Source organism: Alteromonas sp. MMG017, from assembly GCF_018100795.1.
Lineage (GTDB): Bacteria > Pseudomonadota > Gammaproteobacteria > Enterobacterales > Alteromonadaceae > Alteromonas.
The window spans coordinates 118,271-139,217 of the sequence record NZ_JAGJDY010000003.1; the positions used below are offsets into that span (position 1 = coordinate 118,271).

The 20,947-nt window shown below is 43.5% G+C and carries 15 protein-coding genes and 1 tRNA gene; 7 read left to right on the plus strand and 9 right to left on the minus strand.

Annotated elements, in window-relative coordinates; translation table 11 throughout:
- Positions 1 to 47 precede the first annotated feature (47 nt).
- Positions 48 to 875, minus strand: a complete 828-nt coding sequence (locus J8L84_RS05295; protein WP_247670585.1) for an MbnP family protein — start codon at positions 873 to 875, stop codon at positions 48 to 50.
- Positions 876 to 1,180: 305 nt separating this feature from the next.
- On the opposite strand from J8L84_RS05295, the gene J8L84_RS05300 reads away from it, so the two are divergent.
- Positions 1,181 to 1,257: transfer RNA gene (locus J8L84_RS05300), tRNA-Ile, on the plus strand.
- Between the two features lie 335 nt (positions 1,258 to 1,592).
- Positions 1,593 to 1,787 (plus strand): hypothetical protein, encoded by a 195-nt coding sequence (locus tag J8L84_RS05305; RefSeq protein WP_211069779.1) that lies wholly within the window; start codon positions 1,593 to 1,595, stop codon positions 1,785 to 1,787.
- Positions 1,788 to 1,874: 87 nt separating this feature from the next.
- Here the strand turns inward: J8L84_RS05305 and J8L84_RS05310 are convergent, their stop codons facing one another.
- Positions 1,875 to 2,813, minus strand: coding sequence for a PA2778 family cysteine peptidase (locus J8L84_RS05310; protein ID WP_211069780.1), 939 nt, complete (start codon positions 2,811 to 2,813; stop codon positions 1,875 to 1,877).
- A gap of 6 nt (positions 2,814 to 2,819) precedes the next feature.
- The gene (locus tag J8L84_RS05315; RefSeq protein WP_211069781.1) at positions 2,820 to 3,200 is read right to left on the minus strand and encodes a PA2779 family protein; all 381 of its coding nucleotides are present in this window, start codon (positions 3,198 to 3,200) and stop codon (positions 2,820 to 2,822) included.
- A 219-nt stretch (positions 3,201 to 3,419) separates the two neighbouring features.
- Between J8L84_RS05315 and J8L84_RS05320 the strand changes: the two genes are divergently transcribed.
- The 3 genes from J8L84_RS05320 to J8L84_RS05330 all read left to right on the plus strand — a co-directional run bounded on the left by J8L84_RS05320 (position 3,420) and on the right by J8L84_RS05330 (position 7,331).
- Positions 3,420 to 4,295 carry a hypothetical protein gene (locus tag J8L84_RS05320; RefSeq protein WP_211069782.1) on the plus strand — a complete coding sequence of 292 codons (876 nt, stop codon included), beginning with the start codon at positions 3,420 to 3,422 and terminating at the stop codon, positions 4,293 to 4,295.
- A gap of 102 nt (positions 4,296 to 4,397) precedes the next feature.
- Positions 4,398 to 5,477, plus strand: a complete 1,080-nt coding sequence (locus J8L84_RS05325) for a patatin family protein (protein ID WP_211069783.1) — start codon at positions 4,398 to 4,400, stop codon at positions 5,475 to 5,477.
- Positions 5,478 to 5,738: 261 nt separating this feature from the next.
- Complete coding sequence (locus J8L84_RS05330) at positions 5,739 to 7,331, plus strand: ABC-F family ATPase (protein WP_211069784.1); 1,593 nt, start codon at positions 5,739 to 5,741, stop codon at positions 7,329 to 7,331.
- Positions 7,332 to 7,445: 114 nt separating this feature from the next.
- Here J8L84_RS05330 and J8L84_RS05335 read toward each other — a convergent pair whose 3' ends face one another.
- The 6 genes from J8L84_RS05335 to sbcD all read right to left on the minus strand — a co-directional run bounded on the left by J8L84_RS05335 (position 7,446) and on the right by sbcD (position 18,662).
- A complete protein-coding gene (locus J8L84_RS05335; protein WP_211069785.1) occupies positions 7,446 to 9,149 on the minus strand; it encodes a patatin-like phospholipase family protein in 1,704 nt (567 codons plus the stop codon).
- A gap of 99 nt (positions 9,150 to 9,248) precedes the next feature.
- On the minus strand, positions 9,249 to 10,370 hold the full coding sequence (gene nagA / locus J8L84_RS05340; RefSeq protein WP_211069786.1) for an N-acetylglucosamine-6-phosphate deacetylase: 1,122 nt from the start codon (positions 10,368 to 10,370) through the stop codon (positions 9,249 to 9,251).
- Positions 10,370 to 11,407, minus strand: a complete 1,038-nt coding sequence (locus J8L84_RS05345) for a BadF/BadG/BcrA/BcrD ATPase family protein (RefSeq protein ID WP_211069787.1) — start codon at positions 11,405 to 11,407, stop codon at positions 10,370 to 10,372. Before J8L84_RS05345 ends, nagA begins: the two co-directional genes overlap by 1 nt.
- 335 nt (positions 11,408 to 11,742) lie before the next feature.
- Positions 11,743 to 13,359, minus strand: a complete 1,617-nt coding sequence (locus J8L84_RS05350; protein WP_211069788.1) for a diguanylate cyclase — start codon at positions 13,357 to 13,359, stop codon at positions 11,743 to 11,745.
- A 285-nt stretch (positions 13,360 to 13,644) separates the two neighbouring features.
- Entirely contained in the window at positions 13,645 to 17,316 is a 3,672-nt protein-coding gene (locus J8L84_RS05355) for an AAA family ATPase (protein WP_211069789.1), read from the minus strand.
- Positions 17,313 to 18,662 carry an exonuclease subunit SbcD gene (sbcD, locus tag J8L84_RS05360; RefSeq protein WP_211069790.1) on the minus strand — a complete coding sequence of 450 codons (1,350 nt, stop codon included), beginning with the start codon at positions 18,660 to 18,662 and terminating at the stop codon, positions 17,313 to 17,315. Before sbcD ends, J8L84_RS05355 begins: the two co-directional genes overlap by 4 nt.
- A gap of 189 nt (positions 18,663 to 18,851) precedes the next feature.
- Between sbcD and J8L84_RS20550 the strand changes: the two genes are divergently transcribed.
- Together J8L84_RS20550 and J8L84_RS05370 are read left to right on the plus strand one after the other, a co-directional pair.
- Positions 18,852 to 20,150, plus strand: coding sequence for a methyl-accepting chemotaxis protein (locus J8L84_RS20550; protein WP_211069791.1), 1,299 nt, complete (start codon positions 18,852 to 18,854; stop codon positions 20,148 to 20,150).
- 88 nt (positions 20,151 to 20,238) lie between these two features.
- On the plus strand, positions 20,239 to 20,844 hold the full coding sequence (locus J8L84_RS05370) for a YigZ family protein (RefSeq protein WP_211069792.1): 606 nt from the start codon (positions 20,239 to 20,241) through the stop codon (positions 20,842 to 20,844).
- Positions 20,845 to 20,947: the final 103 nt, after the last annotated feature.

Here is a 20,947-nt window from a genome sequence, read left to right on the forward strand (position 1 = left end):
CTGCCTCTCTAGTATCCGAAAGTCTACATTGAACGCTTACTATGTGTTTAATCCCACTTTATCCATGGTCTATTCAGTAAGTTACGCAATAATTGCTTGCATGGTGGTGCTTCGGGGCTTCCAAATTCGCAGCTATCGGCTTCTAAAAGGTCCACCTGAGCGAGTATATTCGAAACCGAAATCTCAAGTTCCAGCTCGCTGTCGAGCTGAGTCATCGGTAAAATAAATTCTACCCTGTTTGTAAAAGCACAAGATGCTTCAGGCGCCGTATCGACGGATTCAGACACACAATTAGCACTGCCTAAATGATACTGCCATTGTTTTTTATTTGCCCCCGCATGAGATAAATCTAAGCGTAAGAAACGATGCCCCGACTGTTTGTTTAAAAACATGGTGGTATCACTCAACGGTGATGCTTGAGCTAATGGGTCGGTATGATTTACATCAAAGGGAAGCCCCATTGTAAACCGAAGGTTAGTCGCCAGCTTTAAAAGCCCTTCCGACACATCTAGCACAATTTTGTTATTTGCATTTTCAGGCGCGCTACATAACGTATGAAACTTCAATAAGGCAGTAGATTGGGTTTGCCATTGCGTTTGCTTAAATGATACTCGCTGCCATTTACCGTCGATACGCACTTCAGGCTTGGTTAAGAAGAAGCCAAAGTAATCTAATTGCCATTTCGTAGGCCCGACTTTTACCATTAATGGGCACGCGCCATTCTCTATGCCCGTAAGCGTAAAGGGTATCTCGCCCACTTCACGTTCGTTAAAGTTTAGTTTATCGCAACCAGACAGCCCTAAAATAACGGCCAATATGACACCAAAACGCGAATGCATTTTCATTTCTATTTGTACTTCCTGTTTGAATTTCATGTGCGAGGGCCATCGCCAAGTGGGATTTCCCGCTTCGCTCAGCGGGGTAAATTAACAACTGGCCCATTGCTAAGCCTCATAGTGCTGCCAATGTGGCTGGCTCGTCAAGGATTGAGGTTACCGAGTAAGGTAAAGAAGGTGATAAGAATGCAAATTCATCACAAATGCGCGTAAAGCTGAACAAAAATAAAGCAAACTGTTCACAAAGCCTAACCCTAGGCGTGACAAGGCAAATAAAACTGCTTATACTTGCGCTCGCTTTTCATTGATACGTTTCACGTTTTCAAGCAAGCGATTTCAAATACGGCCCCATAGCTCAGTTGGTTAGAGCATCCGACTCATAATCGGCAGGTCCCCTGTTCAAGTCAGGGTGGGGCCACCATTTCTTTTGTAACTTCAATTTGTACTCTTTTACATAATCTCTATTTGCACAACTACGAAATAAAAAGTCTTCGCATGTGAATCGCATTAACGTCGTTTAACAACGACTCGTCAACTAAGCGACTTTAAACGATGTGAAGTGTACCTATTCGGTAGTAATAAAAAATAATCAAAACGAAATCAGATGAACATCAACTGGAATCTCACTCCAGAATCCACATTGCAGAATGAGTCAGCCTCACCGTCAAAAAAAGTTGGCAAGCTATTTGAAAGTTCAAGGGCAAGTATTGAACAAAAGAATGCGTAATACGCACTAAACAACGAGATTTTGACACCATGCGCTTACCTACAAAACAGCTTATCAATAAAATCGAAACGTTATCTAAGGACTTGCCTCACGACCAGCTTTCCAATTTTCTAGATATCATTAACGCGATGACAGCACTAGTTGAAGACGCTAGCGAATTAGGTAACCCCGATAGCGCAGCAAAAATTAAAGAAGCACCTGTTATTGGGTCAGTTATGCATTAGAGCTTGATTCTGAAGCCCGAACCTAAAAAGTGTAGGCGCTTTGCAATTAATCATCAGTTAAAGGTAACAATTGCCTACTGGCAGTAATCATTCAGCTGCTTTTATGGTTGACGCGGTTTTCTTTACATTTTCATCGTCAGGAAACCGTAACAAGGCTTCATTAATGATTGTTTGCGCATTCGTTATATTGCCACTATTGGCAAGGGCATAAGCATAATTGTTCATATAAGCTGCTTGATTTTGGCCTACCTGGTATCCCTGCTCAAACCAATGTACCGCTTTGTCTGGCTGCTCATCTAAATAGTAATTACCCAGTAAGAAATAGGCCAGCCATTGATTAGGCCACTGCTTGGTAGCGGTTTGTAAAAATGCCACTGCTTGCTCGCCTTTGCCCACTTCTAACATATCGTACGCAGCACTGACATAAGTAAACGGGTTCATGCCATCGCTGATTTTATTCGAAGGAACAGGCGCAAGCAACCAATAATTTCCTCTGCCCCATGTTTTTTCAAATAACTCGAAGGACATCGTGTGGTTGGGAGTAACGCCTGTATGCAATGTTAAAGTGCGAGAGGTTAAATCGAATCCGGTCACCACTGCATAGTGCCATTGAGGCAACATTTGAATAGATAAATTTTGAAAAACAATAACGGGTATATCACTACTTATTAGTTGCATTAATTTAGTTAGCGTTCCCCGCTCTGTATAGGGCAGAAAATTATACTGGCGCGTCGCCGTAATCATTTCTAGCTGTAAACTTCCTTCTTTATCAGGAATAAATATTTGGGGCGCTAAGTCGCTCGCGCTAACACCGTGGCCGTAATACTCGAACACTTCAGATAATGTAGTGGGCCCACAGTAAAACTGCTCTTGGGCATAAAACGGGACATTGTTTATGGTATGGTTTAATGGCACCCCAGAAGGTTTTTGTAGAGCGATACGGTCTGCCTGTGGCGTTCCTTGGCAGCCGCTTAACAGTAAAAAGCCTGCAAAAAAGCAGGCTTTGAAACATACATTAACCTTCATGTTCGCTTAGCTATTAATTGGACGAATAAAAGGATATACGTCGGTTACACCTACTAAATCCAAAATAGCAATAATCGCTAGCACCGTCATTACTGCGCCCACTACACCGCCCGCAGGTGCATCATTTAGTTGGTTGTTAAGCTGTGCTATTTCACTGTTAGTCATGCCGTTTATGCGAGAAACAGCATCACCTTGTGATACACCTAAGCTTACCAATTTTTCTTGCACATCAGCACGGTTAACCATTTCAAGAAGCTGCTGTTTGTTGTAAGCATGTGCTTGTGCCTGCATAACATTATGAGAAGATACTGCTTCAGCTTGCACTGTCCCCGTAGTAACAAGGATAGCGGTCGTTGCGCCAACCAGTAATTTAGACATACAATTCATAAAAATTCCTTTTGCCTTTTTACAATCTACAACATTACATTTAGTACATATAACCGGTAGTTTCGGTTCATATATCCCAAAATAACGGCATGGCCTTATTTAAGGCGATGGAGAGTTAGGCGTATATAAACCTCATATGTTTACTATCAAGTATTTTAAAAATAGTGAAATAGGTTTACTCTTCTAGGCATAATAATTAAGAGTAAAAAATTTCTCACTATGCGCTTTTTCGCCCTTTCGGTCGTTTTCTTTCTTAGCTTAGTTATTTCAGGATTGGTAAGTGGAAACGATATCAACACATCATCGATAACGCTTCATACTGACGATCACAATTTAACGAGCAGAATTAATCAACCACATGCCCCTTTTTCGGCAAGTGTTGATACCGCGCAACTATTGGTTGATGCCTTAGGCTACGATAAGCCTATATTAGAGGTCTCACTTAAACGTTCTTTCCAACAGATAGAAAATGGCGAATCGGTTTGTGTTATCAACAAGATAAAATCAGCCGAGCGAGAAAAGAAGTATACTTTTTCTTTGCCGCTAAACTTCTTTCAAACGCAACAACTGTATCAGCTCGCCTCACTTGTGCCTTTAGCTTCATCATTATTGAATGACAACGACGAAGTAGTCAGTATTCATAAGGCACTTGATACTTATGAAACTTCAGCTATTGTCTTGCCAGAAACCTATTCTTATGGCGAGCGGGTGGATAAGGATTTACGTAACATTGATGAGAAACAGATAATAACGTTAAGCAACCCTACATTTTTTGCTCGCTTCATGACAATTATTTCTGCAGGTAAAGCGGACTTTGCCCTTATCTTCCCAGCCTCGTTGTATCAAGCATTTGGCGACAGCATGCCTGTTAAAATGAGAAGTTATAATATTGCAGACAACCCAACGTTTGTTTCTGGTCATGTCATATGTGGCAAAACACCAGAAGCGCTTGCCTTCATTGATAGGGTAAACGTGGCCATCAAAAGTATTTACGTAAACCCAGTGTTTATCGAAACACATACAAAATATCTTCCCGCAAAATCAAAACCCTTCATCGAGCAAGTAATACAACAAGAGGTTGCTAGCCTTTTGTAGGTTTTTTCCTATTAGAACGATTCATTCTTTCAATTTTCGCCGCATAGATACGTCCGTTAAACTTGGTTAAATCAACTAACAAGATTTACACAGGTAACCGTAATGAATTCCTCTGCTGCGCCCACGTCCTTTCCTCTTTATGCCACCAAGTGCAATAAAGTTGCACTTATCGCTGAAGGTGGTGGGCAGCGAGGGATTTTTACTGCAGGCGTATTGGATGCATGGCTTGAAGCGGATTACGACCCTTTTGACATGTTCATAGGTACATCGGCGGGATCACAGAACTTAACCAGTTTTTTGGCGCGGCAAAAAGGCTACGCAAAACGATTAATTCGTGGCTTATCCAGGCACAAACGTTTCTTTCAGTTAGGTCGCGGGCTCGTGGGTAAGCATATTGTTGATTTAGATTGGTATTTCGACAAAACGAAAGAAGCCAATCGTATGTTAGATTTCAATGCTGCAAAAGAAAATTTAGGTGATCGAGAGCTACTCATTACCGCCACAAATTCTCGTGATCGTAAGCCTTATTTTTTAACCCCTAAAGGTAGCGGCAATCAGTGGCGTGAACTATTGAAAGCTTCTAGTGCACTCCCCTTCCTATACAAGCAGGGAGTAAAACTCACCACCGAACACAATGCGGTTTCGGTAAGTGAAAACATAGCAGCAGCGCTTACTCAAGTACAATCTGAATCAGACTACTACTTAGATGGTGGTTTAGGCGCGCCTTTACCTGTGCGTGAAGCTTATGCCCGAGGAGCCAGAAAAATTGTAGTTATTCGCACTGCTGATGTGAATTTTCAAGCGCAATCGGCATGGTTACATAAATTAAAATCGCTAGTATGCGCAACAGGTCACTGCCCCAAAACCATCAACTACTTGGTTCAACATGAACACGCTTATCAGCAAGAACTAGCCTTTATTGCTAACCCACCTGCCGATGTAGAAATTATTCAAATATTTGCTGGTACTAAACTACACAGCAAATTGTTAGGTAGTGCCGATAGCGATCTACGTCACGACTATAAAGTAGGCGTTGATGCAGGAAGAAACTATCTAGTTCAACATGTAGATACCAACCCTATTGTTGAAAAGCGTTCAAAAGACGAAGTGCCTGATTTTGTAAAAATGGCAGGCGCACAATTGGCAGGAAGTCAAGTGGAAGGACAGCGTTTGTCCGCCTAACCGGATTTCTAACTTAGGCAGTTTTTGAGTATTCAATAAGGGGCTATAACGCCCCTTGTTAAGTATTTTGATAGATTCACTGCAAATGCAGCCTCGATTACGACATTTATGTGAAGATAAGCCTAATAGCTCAAAATTTCCTCGACACAGCAGCCTTAATTCCTTATAGTGCGCGCCCAAAGCTTACTCGTGTAAAACCTCTATTTTATGTTTTTCGACAAGCTATCTTTTTTCTTCTGATTTACCCGCTGGATACCTGTTTTGATTACCACCGCCAATATCACCATGCAGTTTGGTTCTGCACCCTTGTTTGAAAATATCTCTGCCAAATTTGGTAACGGCAACCGCTATGGCCTTATCGGCGCAAACGGTTGCGGAAAGTCTACCTTCATGAAAATTTTGAGCGGTAAGTTAACCCCAAGTGCGGGTAACGTTTCTATGGCGCCAGGTACTAAATTAGGTATCTTAAGCCAAGATCAATTCGCGTTTGAAGAGTTCAGCGTAGTTGACGCCGTGATCATGGGTGACCGTGAATTGTGGGAAGTGAAAAAAGAGCGTGACGAAATATACAGCAAGCTAGATATGAGTGAAGAAGACGGCATGCGCGTTGCCGATTTAGAAACTCAATTTGCGGAAATGGATGGTTACACCGCTGAAGCGCGTGCGGGTGACATATTGAATGCCGCTGGCATTGAAGAACATTATCACTTTGGTTTGATGAAAGAAGTGGCGCCGGGTAAAAAAGTACGTGTATTACTAGCTCAAGCTTTGTTTGCTGACCCTGATATTTTGCTACTCGACGAACCGACCAACAACTTGGATATTTACACCATTACCTGGTTGGCCGATGAGCTAAACAAACGTAAATCGACCATGTTGATCATTTCGCACGATCGTCATTTCCTAAATTCAGTATGTACCCACATGGCTGATATCGATTACGGCGAATTGCGTGTTTACCCTGGTAACTATGATGCATTCATTGAAGCGTCAATGATGGTTCAAGAGCAGTTGCTTAATGAAAACGCAAAGAAATCTGCTGAAATTGAAGAACTTCAAGGCTTCGTAGCGCGTTTCTCTGCAAACGCCTCTAAAGCGAAGCAGGCTACGTCTCGTGCTAAGCGTTTAGAAAAAATCGAGCTTGCTGAAGTGAAAGCTTCAAGCCGTCGTAAGCCTTATATTGTGTTTGAACAACATAAGAAACTTCACCGCTTAGCGATTACGCTAGAAGATGTAGGCCATGGTTATCCTGAGCTTCCATTATTTAACAACGCAAACTTATTGTTAGAAGCGGGCTCTCGCCTTGCCATTATTGGTGAGAACGGTGCAGGTAAAACCACGCTATTGAAGTGTTTGGTTGATGAATTATCGCCTGAGCACGGTACTATAAAGTGGGCTGAAAATGCCGCGATTGGTTATATTCCGCAAGATAGCACTAAAGATTTTGAGTCAGATTTAAGCTTGTTTGATTGGATGAGCCAATGGCGCTTACCTAAGCATGACGACCTACAAGTTCGTGGTATGTTAGGCCGCTTATTGTTTAGCTCAGACGACTTTAACAAGAAAGTAGCGGTATGTTCTGGTGGTGAAAAGAACCGTTTATTGTTTGGTAAACTTATGCTGCAAGACATCAACGTATTGGTTATGGATGAGCCTACCAACCACTTAGACATGGAATCTATTGAAGCGCTTAACAATGGGCTTTATAAGTTCGACGGCACGGTTATTTTTGTAAGCCATGACCGCGAGTTTGTTTCATCATTGGCCACGCAAATTATCGAAATAAAAGATAATAAGCTTAACCACTTTGAAGGTAACTACGAAGAGTTCTTGGCGCACAGCGATGGCAAGTAACCCTTTATAGAGTTAATCTTATTGTTAAAGCCCAGCAAGGTAAATTTACCTTGCTGGGCTTTTTAGTTTATTGCCTCAAACACCTTTGAACTAGCTGTCAAAATGGCTTTTACGCTATAACACCAACACTTTTTTCACCGTTTTTCTAACAATGAAATTCCATGCAAAAAAACGAGCAATACTTGCGATACCGGCGTCTTTTGCGAATGCAAAAAAGCGCGCTTTAACGCGTTTATACGCCAGCTCTCTGTTTTCGTATTTCACATCAGCCATAGATGCATGATTTAAATGCGATGAATCTAAAAACTGCTGAATACTATAATGATCACGCTTCTCAATGTTCAGTGGTAATTGCTTTTGAACAACCGCTTCGTCTTTCTGTTTATCTAAAATACCGTTAATGGTTAGCATGGCGTTTAATCTGCCGCGTTCGTAGTCATACTGGCGAAAGCGCTCGTCAAAAAAACCTAAGAAAGCGCCTAGTAACTCACCACTAAGCTCATCTTTCTTCGCGGTAATGGTATAGATGGTTTTTAAATTGGTGGGTCCTAACCCCGCGGCATGTTCTAGTACCGCAATCGTATCTATCCAGAGTTTGAAATGGCTTGGCGGAAGCGGTTTCTCTTCAACATCAACGCGATATTGTGTCGCAAGTCGGGCGACATCAGCAGCATATTCAGATGTATTACCACCATAAACCACCGCAATCATTGAATCTATAATAGCCTGTTCTGCAGAAACCTGTTCGCTGGTATCGGTGTACAGTTTTTCGCGTAACGTGTCGGCTTGTTTATCTAACTTGAGAATTTTTTCGTTATCTTGCTCTTGAATCAACCACTCTTGAAACCCGCTTTGTAGAAACACGCTATTAAGCATTTGCTTGGCACTGTCAGCGAAGGACGCTATGCTCGCATCAAACTCTGGATTAGCTGCACTTTCTCTAGGGTTAGGTGAAATGTAAAAGTAAAAGCGGTTTTCGTAATCGGTATAGTTTGTATCATTTTGTTCAGCCAAAGATACTGCCATTCCAAGAGGATAGTTATTAAATGCCCCACCATCCATAAAGCTAAAGGTACTGTTTTCAAACTTAACAGCGCCGCGACCACTGTAGTCACCGTGTATCCAGTCTCGCGTAAGCGATACCGGTGAAAACGCCACAGGAAAAGCACCGCATCCTCTCGCCGCCGAACTTATCTCACTCCAAATAGCTTTATTATCGGTTGTATTATCTAGCGTAGCGGTATACCTATCTTGATGGCGAGTTTGGATGAACTTCCCCTGCCCCAAGGTTTCAGTTAAATACGCGTACGTATCTACCTCGTAATCTACACCGTTTAAATTAGACATGGCCAACCCCAATTTAATGGAGGTCGCACTGGCAATATGCGGTGTTTGCACTATCGGCGGGGTTTGCTGGGTTTGCTCAGCGCTCAGCGATGGTGACTTCACGTACCGACTATTAATGAGCTTATCAGCAATGGTTTTTACAAAGCCATTTGAGAGCAGTGAGTTTTTGGCATTGTCGCCGGGTAAAGGGGTTAACAATCCGTTGATATCAACCGACTTCACCCATGCCTCATAACCTACATTAGTGTTTTCACCCGATAAAGCATCACCATCATACAAGAGTTTTTGCGCTATCATTGCGGCAGTCATGCCACCCGCGCTAGCGCCTGTAAGTACATCTATTTCAATTTTGGGATTGGAAGGATTTTCGTTGTGTTCTTTAAGCGCGTTGATAATTTCATAAAGCGTACCCGCTTCATAAGAGCCCAAAGAAACGGCGCCTGATATGGCAATTGCAACGCGGTAGGTCATGTTACGCTCCTGAAAATTCAATTTTTTTGAATCACCGAGAAGGTCGCCTCAGAACGCTGATCCACAGCACACAGGAGTAATATACCCTTGAAGCTTGTGTTATTGAAGCATTCCTTTAACCCAAATTTTGACCAAGTTAACATTATCATCTACTAATAATGCATTCGCATATTGCCCTGCTGCGAGACTGCCTAGCTTATGCTGCATACCCATAAAGGTTGCAGGCGTACTACTGGCCATTGCACTTGCTTCGGTTAAGCTGGCGCCCAAGTCATGACAGGTATTTACAACGGCCCCATGCATATCTAAACATGAACCGGCCAAGGTACCATCTGGGGTGGTGAGTTTACTGCCATTTCGCTTAATTTCTGTATTGAAAAACGCAAGCGTATCTAGGTTGCTTCCCACGTGCGCCATGGCATCGGTCACCAACATTATCTTTTCTTTGCCTTTAACCTTTATAGCCAACTCGGCACTTTTAGGGTGTACGTGGTGATGATCCACAATTAACCCACAATACGCATTATCAAACAACAATGCGGCGCCCACAGCGCCTGGCGCGCGAGACGTAAACGCCGACATTGCATTGTATAAATGGGTGAACCCAGTTGCCCCAGCGTTAAGCGCATCGCTCACTTGTTCAAAACTGGCATTGGTGTGCCCTAGTGCAACCACTATCCCTTCTGCCACCATTTCTTTAATAAAACTGGAGCTTACACTTTCAGGTGCCACAGTTAACAGTACCTTGCCAATATCCTTTCGGCACAAGGTTGCCAGTTCACTATCACTAGGCGTACGAATAAAGCTTTCTTCATGCACGCCTTTTTTCGCTGCGCTTAAAAAAGGACCTTCATAATGAATACCTTCAATATTAGGATGGTTGGTGGCAATGGCTTCACTAACCGCATCGGCGGCGCTAGCCATAGTCTGTGCATTATCAGTAATGAGCGTTGGCAACATACTGGTCGTGCCGAACTGCAAATGCGCATTCGCCATAGTTTTTAACGCATCGTACGTAGGCGTATGGTTAAAAAGTATTCCCCCGCCACCATTTACCTGAGTATCCACGTACCCCGGAATAAGCGTACCTTCGTACTTATCTGCAAGCTCTTGCTTTGTGGCATCTCGAATGCTTTTGATCACGCCCTGCTCTATGCATAGCGTTTTATTAAACTGAATGCCTGATATGGTCAGTACTTTGTGTGCGGTAATTGTTTGCATTAAGCCAGTGCTGCCTGTTGTTTTACGTATTGAATAACCCCTACCTGAGGTGACGATTTGGGTTCAATTAGCCTAGCTTGAAGATCAGCACTTATTAATGGCTGATACACATGGCTTAGCCCACCCACTAAACAAAGGGGCAAGTCTTGATTATTGAATGCTTTCTCGTTTGATGTCTTATCGACAATTGTCTTGCAGGTAAGTGTTTCACCAACAGCGTTGAGGTAGCTAGCACCTTGTTGAATAAGTACCTTGGCTGCGGGGCATCCTTTTTCATAGGCCGCCACAACAGATGGTGCCAGTGCGCCAAACTCTTTTCCTTTAAACCCCGCCACTTTTGTTACCAATTCGTGTGCATTTGTTACGGCCAAGCTATCACAAACTGATATAAATAAGAGGCTCTGAGGAATAAGTTCATCGAATACCAATAAGCAGTGCTTAACCGCTTCAAGGCCTAACCAACCACCACTTGCATTGTCGCTAATTGAAAGGCCATAGCCGCCCTTATCATTAAACTGGTGCGAGTTAGTACGGGTGCTAGAGCCAGTAAAAACCGTAGCCGCCGACCCAGTACCGCAGATAATCAATGCACCTGGTTGGCCGTTATGCGCCCCAAGGCATGCGGCATGCAAATCGCTGATGACGGTTACGCTTTTGAAGGGGTGGGGTAACCTTAGAAACTCGTTTAACGCGCTGGGGATATTTGCGCCAGCAAGCCCTGCGGCAAGATGTATTTGATTGAGCTTGATTGCTGATTCTTCGCGCTCGCCTGTTGCGCTACCGTGCTTATCTACTGCGCTAATGGGTTTACCTATCGCGCTAATGGGCTTACCTATCGCGCTAGTGGGCTTACTTATTGCGCTAATGGCTTTTTCACTAGCGTTGATAATTGACTGCATTGCGACAGCAGCGTTGGTCATGATATTGGCAGAACCTGCTTCGGCGCAGCTTAATACGTTACCTTGCTCATCTTCTAACTGCACTCTGCAGTGAGTGCCGCCGCCATCCACGCCAATGTAATAACTCTGGTCTACCATTTAGTTTCCATTTTCACTTTCATTTTCATGCTGTCATCAGTGGCAATAGGGTGTGCTCAATGAAGCCATGTGCGTGCTAATATTCTGCGCCGCACTTAATTTATAAAAGCTTCAATTTACGGCATTTTATCATAGCTTTACTCTCTACCAACAAAAAGCAAAAGCCATCCAATTTCGCCATTCTCGCATTATTGCGGCAAAAGAAATGCTACCTGAAGATTATTTTAATGGATTGTACAAGTTTGCCGTAGTGAGAAACCCGTGGGACTGACAAGTTAGCTCGTATCATCACATAAAGCGCGAACGTCCTCATGTTATGAAAGACCATGAACCTTTTAAATGGGTTGCGCCATTGCACTTTGATGTGTCTTTTTTTGCTCGTACATCAGTGTATCAGCCTGGTCGAGTAACGTCTCTAGGTCGCTACAAGGCATATCTGTAATTAAGCCCCCGACACTGGCCGAAACTGGAATTTGTACGTTAAGCGTTTGTATAACTAAGTCACTAAACCTGTGCTGAATACGCTTTACCAGACGCTCAGATTGGCTTCGGCTGTGGCAATAACTTAGCACTACAAACTCATCGCCCCCTAGTCTTCCCACCACATCTTGCTCGCGGCATTGTCCTTTAAGAATTTTTGAAATAATACGTAGTACATCGTCGCCTGATTGATGCCCAAACGAATCATTAATTCGTTTGAAATTATCCACGTCAATGAACATCAAGGTAATGAAGCCACCATGGTGATTGAATTCATCAAGCAGTACTTTCGCAGCCCCTTCCCATCCATCTCGATTAAGAATATGACATAAGGGGTCGGTAGCTGCCCGTTTAAACGCGGCCATCCTGTCGTCATCTAACTTTTTCACTTTTTGCGCGGCAGCAAAAGCAAATATTAAAGCTTCTATCGTGACGGCAATAATAAGCCCGTACCGCTGAAGGAACGGACTATAGTCTTTCAAATAAAACCTGGCGAGCATGGCAAGCATTATCGTCGAGACCCCCAGCAATACTAATTTTGCGCAGTGGACTTTATGATACGCCGCGTAAAGTATTGCTGATAAAATACCGGCCATGATAACCAACGTTAATTTCGACATGACTTTGTTTACCATCATGCTCACATCACTACTTAACACTAACTGCACGCTCACCAAGACTAATATTATTAGCGATAAATAGTGTAGTACGCTGCGTTGCCACTTTTTCAGCAACGCTTTAAAATCGAGTAATTGGTCTAAAAAGCGCAAAGAAGCAAAAATGGTTAGCCCTGCAAAAAGCACACTTAGCTGTACGCTATTTAGAAACTGTATATTGGGTAACAAGGTGTAAAAAATGCCTTCTTGCAACAAGAAAAAGATGGCCGCACTTGCCACGTAAAAACTGTAAGAGTAGAACCCAAAACTTCGCATACTATTACCCAACACCCCAACATAGATAGCCAACGCAAAGCAAAATCCAGCAAATGCACTTAGCGTTAAGGTATGAATAGTATTAAATGTGTGAAAGTCAGGTACTGTGGACAGGCTCGGGTACAGTGCCCTAGCGAATTGCGCATCCACCTTTAAGATGTATGAAGCCGCACCGGTGGGAAGCATATAAGCCTGCCGAGCGCTAGGCAGCTCGATTGCTGGAGTTAACGTGGGCACTTCTAAGCTCTCTTTTTCGAAGCTGACTATTTGAGAGCTGGCTGTTTCGAAGTTGGCAGTCCCAGAATGATTTGGTGTAGGACTATCTGTTTTAGAAGCATCTGTTTTAGAAGCATCTGTTTTAGAAGCATCAGCCTCTAGCCGATAAAGTACGGCTTTATTCACAAAGTTACGAGGAAAATGAAAAATATGCGGGAGGGCTAAATCACAGTTTAGTGTTAAATGCTGCTCGCCTTTCACCATTGGTATAGGTGTGCCCACTTTGCTTTTTAATGGTGAGGTAATAACGCACGACGCGAACACACTCTCACTTATCAAAATACATAAAGCGGCAATCAGAAATTTTACTGGCCATCTTGCATTCAGGTCGCACATGGAAGGTTACACGCCCCCAACAATCTGTACTTATGCAAGATCCACTTTGCGTGTAATTACCTTATAAACTTCACCCTGACTAAACGATATGCGCCGTTGAAATTACAACACAGCGTAGTCGGCATCACCTTTAAGATCGCAGTGTTGTATGCGATAAATCACTAAAGGCTAAGTTTAGTGTAGCTTCAAAAATTAAAACCTGCCAAATTTCCGTCAAATTTCTGTCGCTGAGTAACATTTTTCCAGCGCACTTAACCCTACGCCATTTCGTTTTATTACTTTCAGCTGGGTAGGAATACGCTCTTTCATTGCTTCAATATGACTAATAACACCAATCATTTTACCGCTAGCATTTAGGTTATCTAATGCATCTAACGCAACGTCTAAGGTTTCGGCATCTAGCGTACCAAAGCCCTCATCTAGGAACAGAGAATCTATGCTTGTTTTAAAGCTCACTAAATCAGACAGCGCCAGCGCTAGCGCTAAACTCACCAGAAAACTTTCCCCCCCTGATAACGTTTTAGTATCCCGCACCACATCACCCTGCCAGGTATCTAATACACTTAAACCTAAACTGTCTTTTGTGTTGCGGGTAAGTTGATACCGTCCGTGCAACCTATCGAGCTGTTGATTGGCAAGCCGAACTAAATTATCTAGCGTTAGGCCTTGCGCAAATCGCCTAAATTTATCACCACTGGCTGAGCCAATAAGCGAGTGTAGATAAGCAATATCGTCATACGAGGTTTCAAATTCACGCATTTCATTGATTAAGCTTTGCTGTTTTTCAACCGCTTGCCTATTACTCTCTAATTGTTGAGATAGTTGCCCTTGTTGCGCAAGTAACCGATCTTTTGCCTCACCTTTCTCGTTCAAGCTAACCTGTGTCGCTTCAACTGCCGATTGCTCCCATTTTGCGGCGCGTTCGTGTGCTAATAGGGTGTTGTGCTTCTGCGTGACGGTACTTAGTAACAACTGCGCATTCTGTTGCTCGCGCTCAATCAGCTGTTTCTTTTGAAGTAAACGCTGGCGTTCCTCATAGGGTAATAATGCATTTAAAAACTCGGTTTCATCAGCAAACGGGCTTTGCTGCAATGCGGTATCGAAGGCGACTTGTTTTACTTCTTTAGCTTGTTGTTTCTCTTCTAATTCTACGGTAAGTACTTTTAGCTGGGCGGTAGCATTTTCTAGCGCTCGTTGCGCCTCACGAAGGTGAGTATCACATTCTTTAAATAGCTGCTCTTTTGCCGAGAAGGTATGTTGAATTTCACGTCTAGCAACGCCGATATCTTCTTGGGGGAATAAAACATAACGTTTAGTACGCAGTACTTCACGCTGCGCCTCAGTCTCTTGAATACGCGTGTTGTATAATTGGGTTTCTTTATCCGCAGACGCTTTAGCTTCGCTTAGCTCAACCAATTTGCTTTCAAGGACTTTTAACTCGTGAGACAAACTATTGTGTAAATGGGTTTTCTCTTGAAACGCTTCCACATCGTTGTGCTTTTGAGTAAGCCACTCAGTTATGTTTGCATCAGGTGTTAACCCCACCCTTTCAATCTCGTTAATAAGTGTGCGACGGTTATTGGCAAGTGCACTTTCAACATTAGATTTTGTATTGTTTAAGTCGTGTAACTGCCCTTCCAGCTGCGATATTTTTGCTGTTAACAGCGCTATCTCACTGTTAATAGAGTCTATTTGCTGTTGATGCAAAAGCGTATCGTTTTTGGCATCGGCCAATTTAGCCTCGCTAGCTTGTAAATTACTAAGCTGTGCGCTTAAACGAGATTGACGCTCTTTGCAGCTACGTTGAAGCTGATTGAAGGACTCAACATCTGAAATTTCAACCCTCGCATTTAACGTTAACATAGCCTGTTGCCAGTCGGCTTCTAGTTGAGAAAAGGCAGCTTTTGCCTCTACCATAACATTCTCGCACTGCTGTTTTTCGAACTCTGCGGTACTGATTTGCTCCCGTTTTTGCGTACCCAACTTTTCAATATTCTCAAGTGTACGGGTTAATTCGTCGCGCTTAGCAATAGTTTCAGGCACATCGATATTCATTAAAGAAGCATCGTGCTCAGTGGCACCGCACAAAGGGCACGCGTCGCCTGGCGAGAGCGTTTGACGCAAATGCGCAAGCTCGGCATCTAACTTAATTAACGACTCAACATCTTTTAAATGACTTTGCGTTGCTTTATAACTTGCCGCTAACTCTGCCCGCTCTTGTTTAAGGGTTTCAATACTTGATAACAACGTGGTTAGTCTTTTGGCTTTGTCTGCATGGCTATTTGTGTGACTGATATAAAGCCGCTGCCATTGTTCACAAGACGCAAGAACAGGCCAGTTGTTATTGAGCGCAGTGATGTCGGCATGAATACTGGCCGCATCGCCATTGCTAAGTAGTTGATTGAGGTTAGCCTCACACTGTGAAACGTTATCTGCGCTTTGTTGATGTAACGCCGCCACGTTCGTTTTGTTTTGTTGTTTCGCAGTTAGGTCAGCCACAGCGCTGTCTTTAAGCTGCTGCGTTGTTGTTATTTTTTGGGTTAATTCTACCAAGGTATTTTCGTCATGGCTAAAACGGGCCGCTTTTTCTTTCCAACCACTGATTTCACCTGCCATTTTACCATTTGCCGCATGGGCCTTGAGGTAGGTGGTTAGCTCATCTAGCGTGCGCTTTTTATCTTCAAGTTCATCAGAGTATGCTTGATGGCTTTCTTGCGCCTTGCCCTGCTTTAATTTCGCATCCGCTAATGACTGCTGATTTGTCTCTATACGATCAGTAAGCTTATTGATTTCAGTATCAATCGGAATGACTTGTTCGTTAATCAGAGTTTCAAAGCGCTGCTGGCGGGCTTTCGCAGTCGCAAAGTTCGTTTCACTGTTTTCAAACTCGGCCTGGCGTGTGTGTTGCTGGCTTTCTAAGTCAGGCACTTGCTGTTGTTTCACGGTGAGATTTTTAGCAATACGCTGCACATCTTCACAAAGCTGACTAAGCGCAGAATGCGGCAAACGGAGTAATTCCGCCGGCTCGCCGGCCTCTAATAGCGCTAATTCATCTTTTGCCTGTTCATAAACGTTATTCGCTTCAACTAATGCGGCCTTCGCCTTAGTAAGCTCATGTTGATTTTGCTCATACGCCTGTTGCCATTGAAGTTGATCTTGGAGCGAGACAATCTCTGTATTTATAGTAACTAGCTGGGTTTTGAATTGGTCTAGCTGCGCACTAAGTTCACTATGCTGCGTTTCACTGAGCAAAGCTACGCCTTCTAGCTTTAGTTTGAATTCCCGTTTTGTCGTTTCTGCTGCTTTATATTTCTCGTGAATCGCTTGAGATAACTGGCCATAAATTTCAGTGCCGGTAAGCTCTTCTAGTAATTCAGCCCTGTCGCCTTCGTTTGCATTTAAAAAGGCAGCGAAATCACCTTGGGATAGCATCATCGATTTTGTAAAGCGCGCAAAGTTAAGCCCAGTAAGGCGCTCTATCTCGTCGCTTTTAGGCCTCACTTGGGTGGCCAATACTTTTCCAGATTCTACTTCTGCTAATTCCACATCGGCAGATTGCAAATTACCGTCAGCCTTTCCTCTAGCACGCCGCATACTCCAAAATGCGCGATACGCTTTGCCCTTTATATCGAACTCAACTTCTGCCAAACACTCTGACGTACCGCGAGTCATAATATCGTTCGAGGTAGCCGAAATAGTGCCCAAGCGTGGTGTTTGGTGATAAAGCGCCAAACATATAGCATCAAGTAACGTTGTTTTACCCGCTCCAGTAGGGCCGGTAATAGCAAACAAACCGTTGTCGATAAAAGGAGACTGGGTGAAATCTATCTTCCATTCTCCTTTTAATGCATTTAAATTTTTAAGCCTAAGGGTAAGAATCTTCATAAGTTACCCTCATTGGCAGATGCGTTAGGGCTGTTAACATCGGTAGCGTTGATCTCATCAGTAGCCTTGTTCACATCAACTGCATTGGCTTCATCTGCATCTTCGCTGTCCTCGTGGGATAACTGCACATCGTCCACCACCTGCTCGAACAAGGTTTGAATTCTCTGTTTGCGTTGTTTATCTTCGTCAGACTCAAAGGCTTCCAACGATAGTCTTGCATCAAAAACCTCGCGTACAGACAACTCACTTAAATTAACATTTTCTTCTGCTGAAATAGCGCTGGTTCTTTGTTTGCGCATTCGCTTTAATTGCAAAATTTCGGCAGGCTTGTCGTCTATTAGTGCTTGAATGCGCTGTTGCAGGTCGGTTAAGTAATCTTGGGTTTCTACTTCAATACACAGCCAAGCTGGGTGTTCAGCGCTTGCGCTTTTTACCGCCTCGTTGTGCTGTAAGGCAAGCTCAATCTCTTCTAAGTTGCCTCGCAACACTGCCATCGCTTGAAAACGAGGAATAGGCATACTTTCTACTTCAACTAATGTTTTGTTGTCGAATGTGGCTATCAGTACCTGTTTTTGTGACTTCAGTTCATCAAAGCTTAACGGAATAGGCGAGCCGGAATATCGAATATGATCGCACCCTGCCACTTTTTGCGGGCGGTGAATGTGCCCAAGCGCAATATAATCTGCCGGAGGAAACCCCTCAGCTGAAAAACCTTCTAGCGTTCCTATATAAATGTCGCGCACACTTTCACTCTGACTTACCCCTAGGGCCGTTAAGTGTCCGGTGGCAATAATGGGTACATCGACGCTTAGCCCGCTGCGTTTATCTAATGCGATTTGATAAAGGTTGGCATAGTGCTGCTTAATGGCCTCGCCCAGCGCCTGACGCTTTTCAATCGCTGATTCTCCAGCTTCGCTTTTCAAAACATCCCTAGCACGAATAAAAGGTACAGCGCACAATATTGCGCCTATTTCACCACCTCGGGTACGCAAGGGTAAGACTTGCGTTTCAGTATTGCCATAGGTGCTAGCAATAACGTAGCAGTTTAGATAAGACAATAATTCCTTGCTTTCATTTAATACCGACACCGAGTCATGATTGCCGCCTAACACCACCAAGGTGCACCCCATCCCCTGAAAGTCCCCTACAAGTTGATGATAAAGCTCCCGCGCGTAACTAGGCGGTGTGCCGGTATCAAAAATATCGCCGGCTACCACAACGGCATCTATACTTTCTTGCTCAACCACCCCAAGCAGCCATTTAAAAAACTGCTCGTGTTCATTTTTACGGCTTTTGGTGAAGAAGCTTTGACCTAAATGCCAATCTGAGGTGTGAAGAACTTTCATGTAAATTGACTCTGAAATGCTGATAAGAATGGTTCAAAAAGTGTTCAAGTATGAAAAAACGGTCATCTTGAATATTTAGTTATGAAATGACATACCAAAAAAAGCACCAATTTCACCTATTGTCTAAACGCGCTTTAAAATTAACCGTTCTATACTTCTCTTACTTTATTAGAAGATAACGGAGCCGTCATGTTTGTATCCAGTTCACGATATAATAAGGAAGTTTCCTCACTCACGGACGAGAATACCGGCTTAGCAACAATGCTAAGTACATTAAAAGATAACCTTGCTTACGCAGTGTATTCTGAGAAAGGAGATTGTCTATACGCATCATCTCCGCTTCTAGACATTTTAGCGCGCCCAAATACGGGAACACCCTCTTTCAACCACACAGATCTTCGTGTTCCAGGTATTCAGAGCGACAACGATTATCGTCTATTTTGGCAGTCATTGTTAAACGGTGGATCTTACACGAATACCGTTGCGATGAAAGCAGAGACGGGCGAGACAAAGTGGCTGAATGCCAGCTACGTAAATGTACCAAGCGGTAATAACGTTGAAATTCATGCAATTTATCATGATGTTACCGAGCAAGAAAATGCTGTTTTTTCTGGTAGAGCGATTACCGATGCGCTGAATAAATCGATGGCGGTTATCGAGTTTGAACCAGATGGCACCATTGTTACCGCCAACGAAAACTTCACAGCGACAGTGAAATACAGTCTTGATGAAATCAAAGGCAAGCACCATCGCATGTTCTGTAAAGATGACTTTTATCAGAATAACCCTCAGTTTTGGCAGTCCTTAGCAAGCGGCCAATTCTCTTCGGGTACCTACGAACGGATTAATGCTGACAGAGAGACGTTATGGCTTGAAGCCACTTACAACCCAGTGTTTGATGGCAGTGGGAAGGTGGTTAAAGTTATCAAGTTCGCTTCTGATGTAACCGCGCAAATTCAAGAAAAGCATGCTATTTCACAGGCCGCTGAACTTGCCGTGTCAACCGCTGAAGAAACGTCACAAATTGCAGCAGACGGTACAACATCGCTTCAACGCAGTATTGATGTGTTCCAAGTTGCACTAGATGAAGTAGACCAAACCAATAAGCTAATGCACGAACTAAGCGAGCAATCGCTTAAAATTGAAACTATTGTAACCACCATCAGCGGTATTGCAGATCAAACTAACCTATTGGCACTTAATGCAGCTATTGAAGCGGCCCGTGCAGGTGAGCAAGGTCGTGGTTTCGCCGTGGTTGCTGATGAGGTTCGTCAACTTGCACAGCGTACCAGTGATTCAACAGTAGAAATTGAATCGGTAGTTGCAGAAAACCGCAAACTGGCGAATAAATCTACCAGTAAAATGGCGGTAGTGAAGGACAACGTAGATTTAAACAGTCAGCAAATTACCCAAGTTCAAGGTGTGATGGATGAAATCCTTAAAGGTGCGACAAACGTATCGGAAACGGTTTCAGGCATTCTACGTTAATGCCAAGTAGCTTCTAGTAAAGTAGTAAAGCGCAAAACGCTGTTGTACCTGTATTTAGCCAAAGGCGAAACTCAGGTATAATGGCGGTATGTCGTATCCCGTCCCCGCTCAACAGGTTGAAAACCTGTACGAGATTAAAAAAAGCAAGTTTATTGCCTTTGCCGCCTTTGCAGATAGTCGCGAAGCAGCGATGGCACACCTCGCAAATGTGAAGCAACAATATCCAGATGCCCGTCACCATTGTTGGGCGTACTTACTTGGTAACCCTCATTCCCCATCAAGCGCAGCAATGGCCGATGATGGCGAACCGAGTGGCACTGCCGGAAAACCCATTCTCAATGTTTTACAGCACAAAGGTGTGGGCGATGTCATGGTTATAGTTACCCGCTATTTTGGTGGCATAAAGCTGGGTGCAGGTGGGTTAGTGCGAGCTTACTCAGCCTCAGCACAGCAAGCTATGGAACAGCTTCCCACCCGTGAAGAAGTGCGCCTTTATGATATCTCTATTGATATCGACTTTAAGCACGAGCAATTCATCCGGCATTTATGCGAACAATTTTCAGGCAAGATAGTTAGTTGTGACTATGCACAACACGTTACTGTTAATGTGCAATTGCCAAGTCACACCATCGACGAGTTTCAAAAAAAAACCGCAGCGATGGCAATTACTTTTAGTCGCCCTGACGATAGCTAAACTTTTTTGGTATCCGCAGCTTTTTCTTAAATCTATGACAAGTATTTATGATAAGCATAAAAAAGCCCGCTAAGCGGGCTTTTTGGTTCTAAACAAACTATTT

What these genes read in the sequence shown, in the direction of transcription:
- sbcD (WP_211069790.1), bottom strand. Translation starts at nt 18,662, where the DNA reads ATGAAAGTTCTTCACACCTCAGATTGGCATTTAGGTCAAAGCTTCTTC.
- J8L84_RS05325 (WP_211069783.1), top strand. Translation starts at nt 4,398, where the DNA reads ATGAATTCCTCTGCTGCGCCCACGTCCTTTCCTCTTTATGCCACCAAG.
- J8L84_RS05335 (WP_211069785.1), bottom strand. Translation starts at nt 9,149, where the DNA reads ATGACCTACCGCGTTGCAATTGCCATATCAGGCGCCGTTTCTTTGGGC.
- J8L84_RS05355 (WP_211069789.1), bottom strand. Translation starts at nt 17,316, where the DNA reads ATGAAGATTCTTACCCTTAGGCTTAAAAATTTAAATGCATTAAAAGGA.
- J8L84_RS05320 (WP_211069782.1), top strand. Translation starts at nt 3,420, where the DNA reads ATGCGCTTTTTCGCCCTTTCGGTCGTTTTCTTTCTTAGCTTAGTTATT.
- J8L84_RS05305 (WP_211069779.1), top strand. Translation starts at nt 1,593, where the DNA reads ATGCGCTTACCTACAAAACAGCTTATCAATAAAATCGAAACGTTATCT.
- J8L84_RS05315 (WP_211069781.1), bottom strand. Translation starts at nt 3,200, where the DNA reads ATGAATTGTATGTCTAAATTACTGGTTGGCGCAACGACCGCTATCCTT.
- J8L84_RS05310 (WP_211069780.1), bottom strand. Translation starts at nt 2,813, where the DNA reads ATGAAGGTTAATGTATGTTTCAAAGCCTGCTTTTTTGCAGGCTTTTTA.
- nagA (WP_211069786.1), bottom strand. Translation starts at nt 10,370, where the DNA reads ATGCAAACAATTACCGCACACAAAGTACTGACCATATCAGGCATTCAG.
- J8L84_RS05345 (WP_211069787.1), bottom strand. Translation starts at nt 11,407, where the DNA reads ATGGTAGACCAGAGTTATTACATTGGCGTGGATGGCGGCGGCACTCAC.
- J8L84_RS20550 (WP_211069791.1), top strand. Translation starts at nt 18,852, where the DNA reads ATGTTTGTATCCAGTTCACGATATAATAAGGAAGTTTCCTCACTCACG.
- J8L84_RS05295 (WP_247670585.1), bottom strand. Translation starts at nt 875, where the DNA reads ATGAAATTCAAACAGGAAGTACAAATAGAAATGAAAATGCATTCGCGT.
- J8L84_RS05370 (WP_211069792.1), top strand. Translation starts at nt 20,239, where the DNA reads ATGTCGTATCCCGTCCCCGCTCAACAGGTTGAAAACCTGTACGAGATT.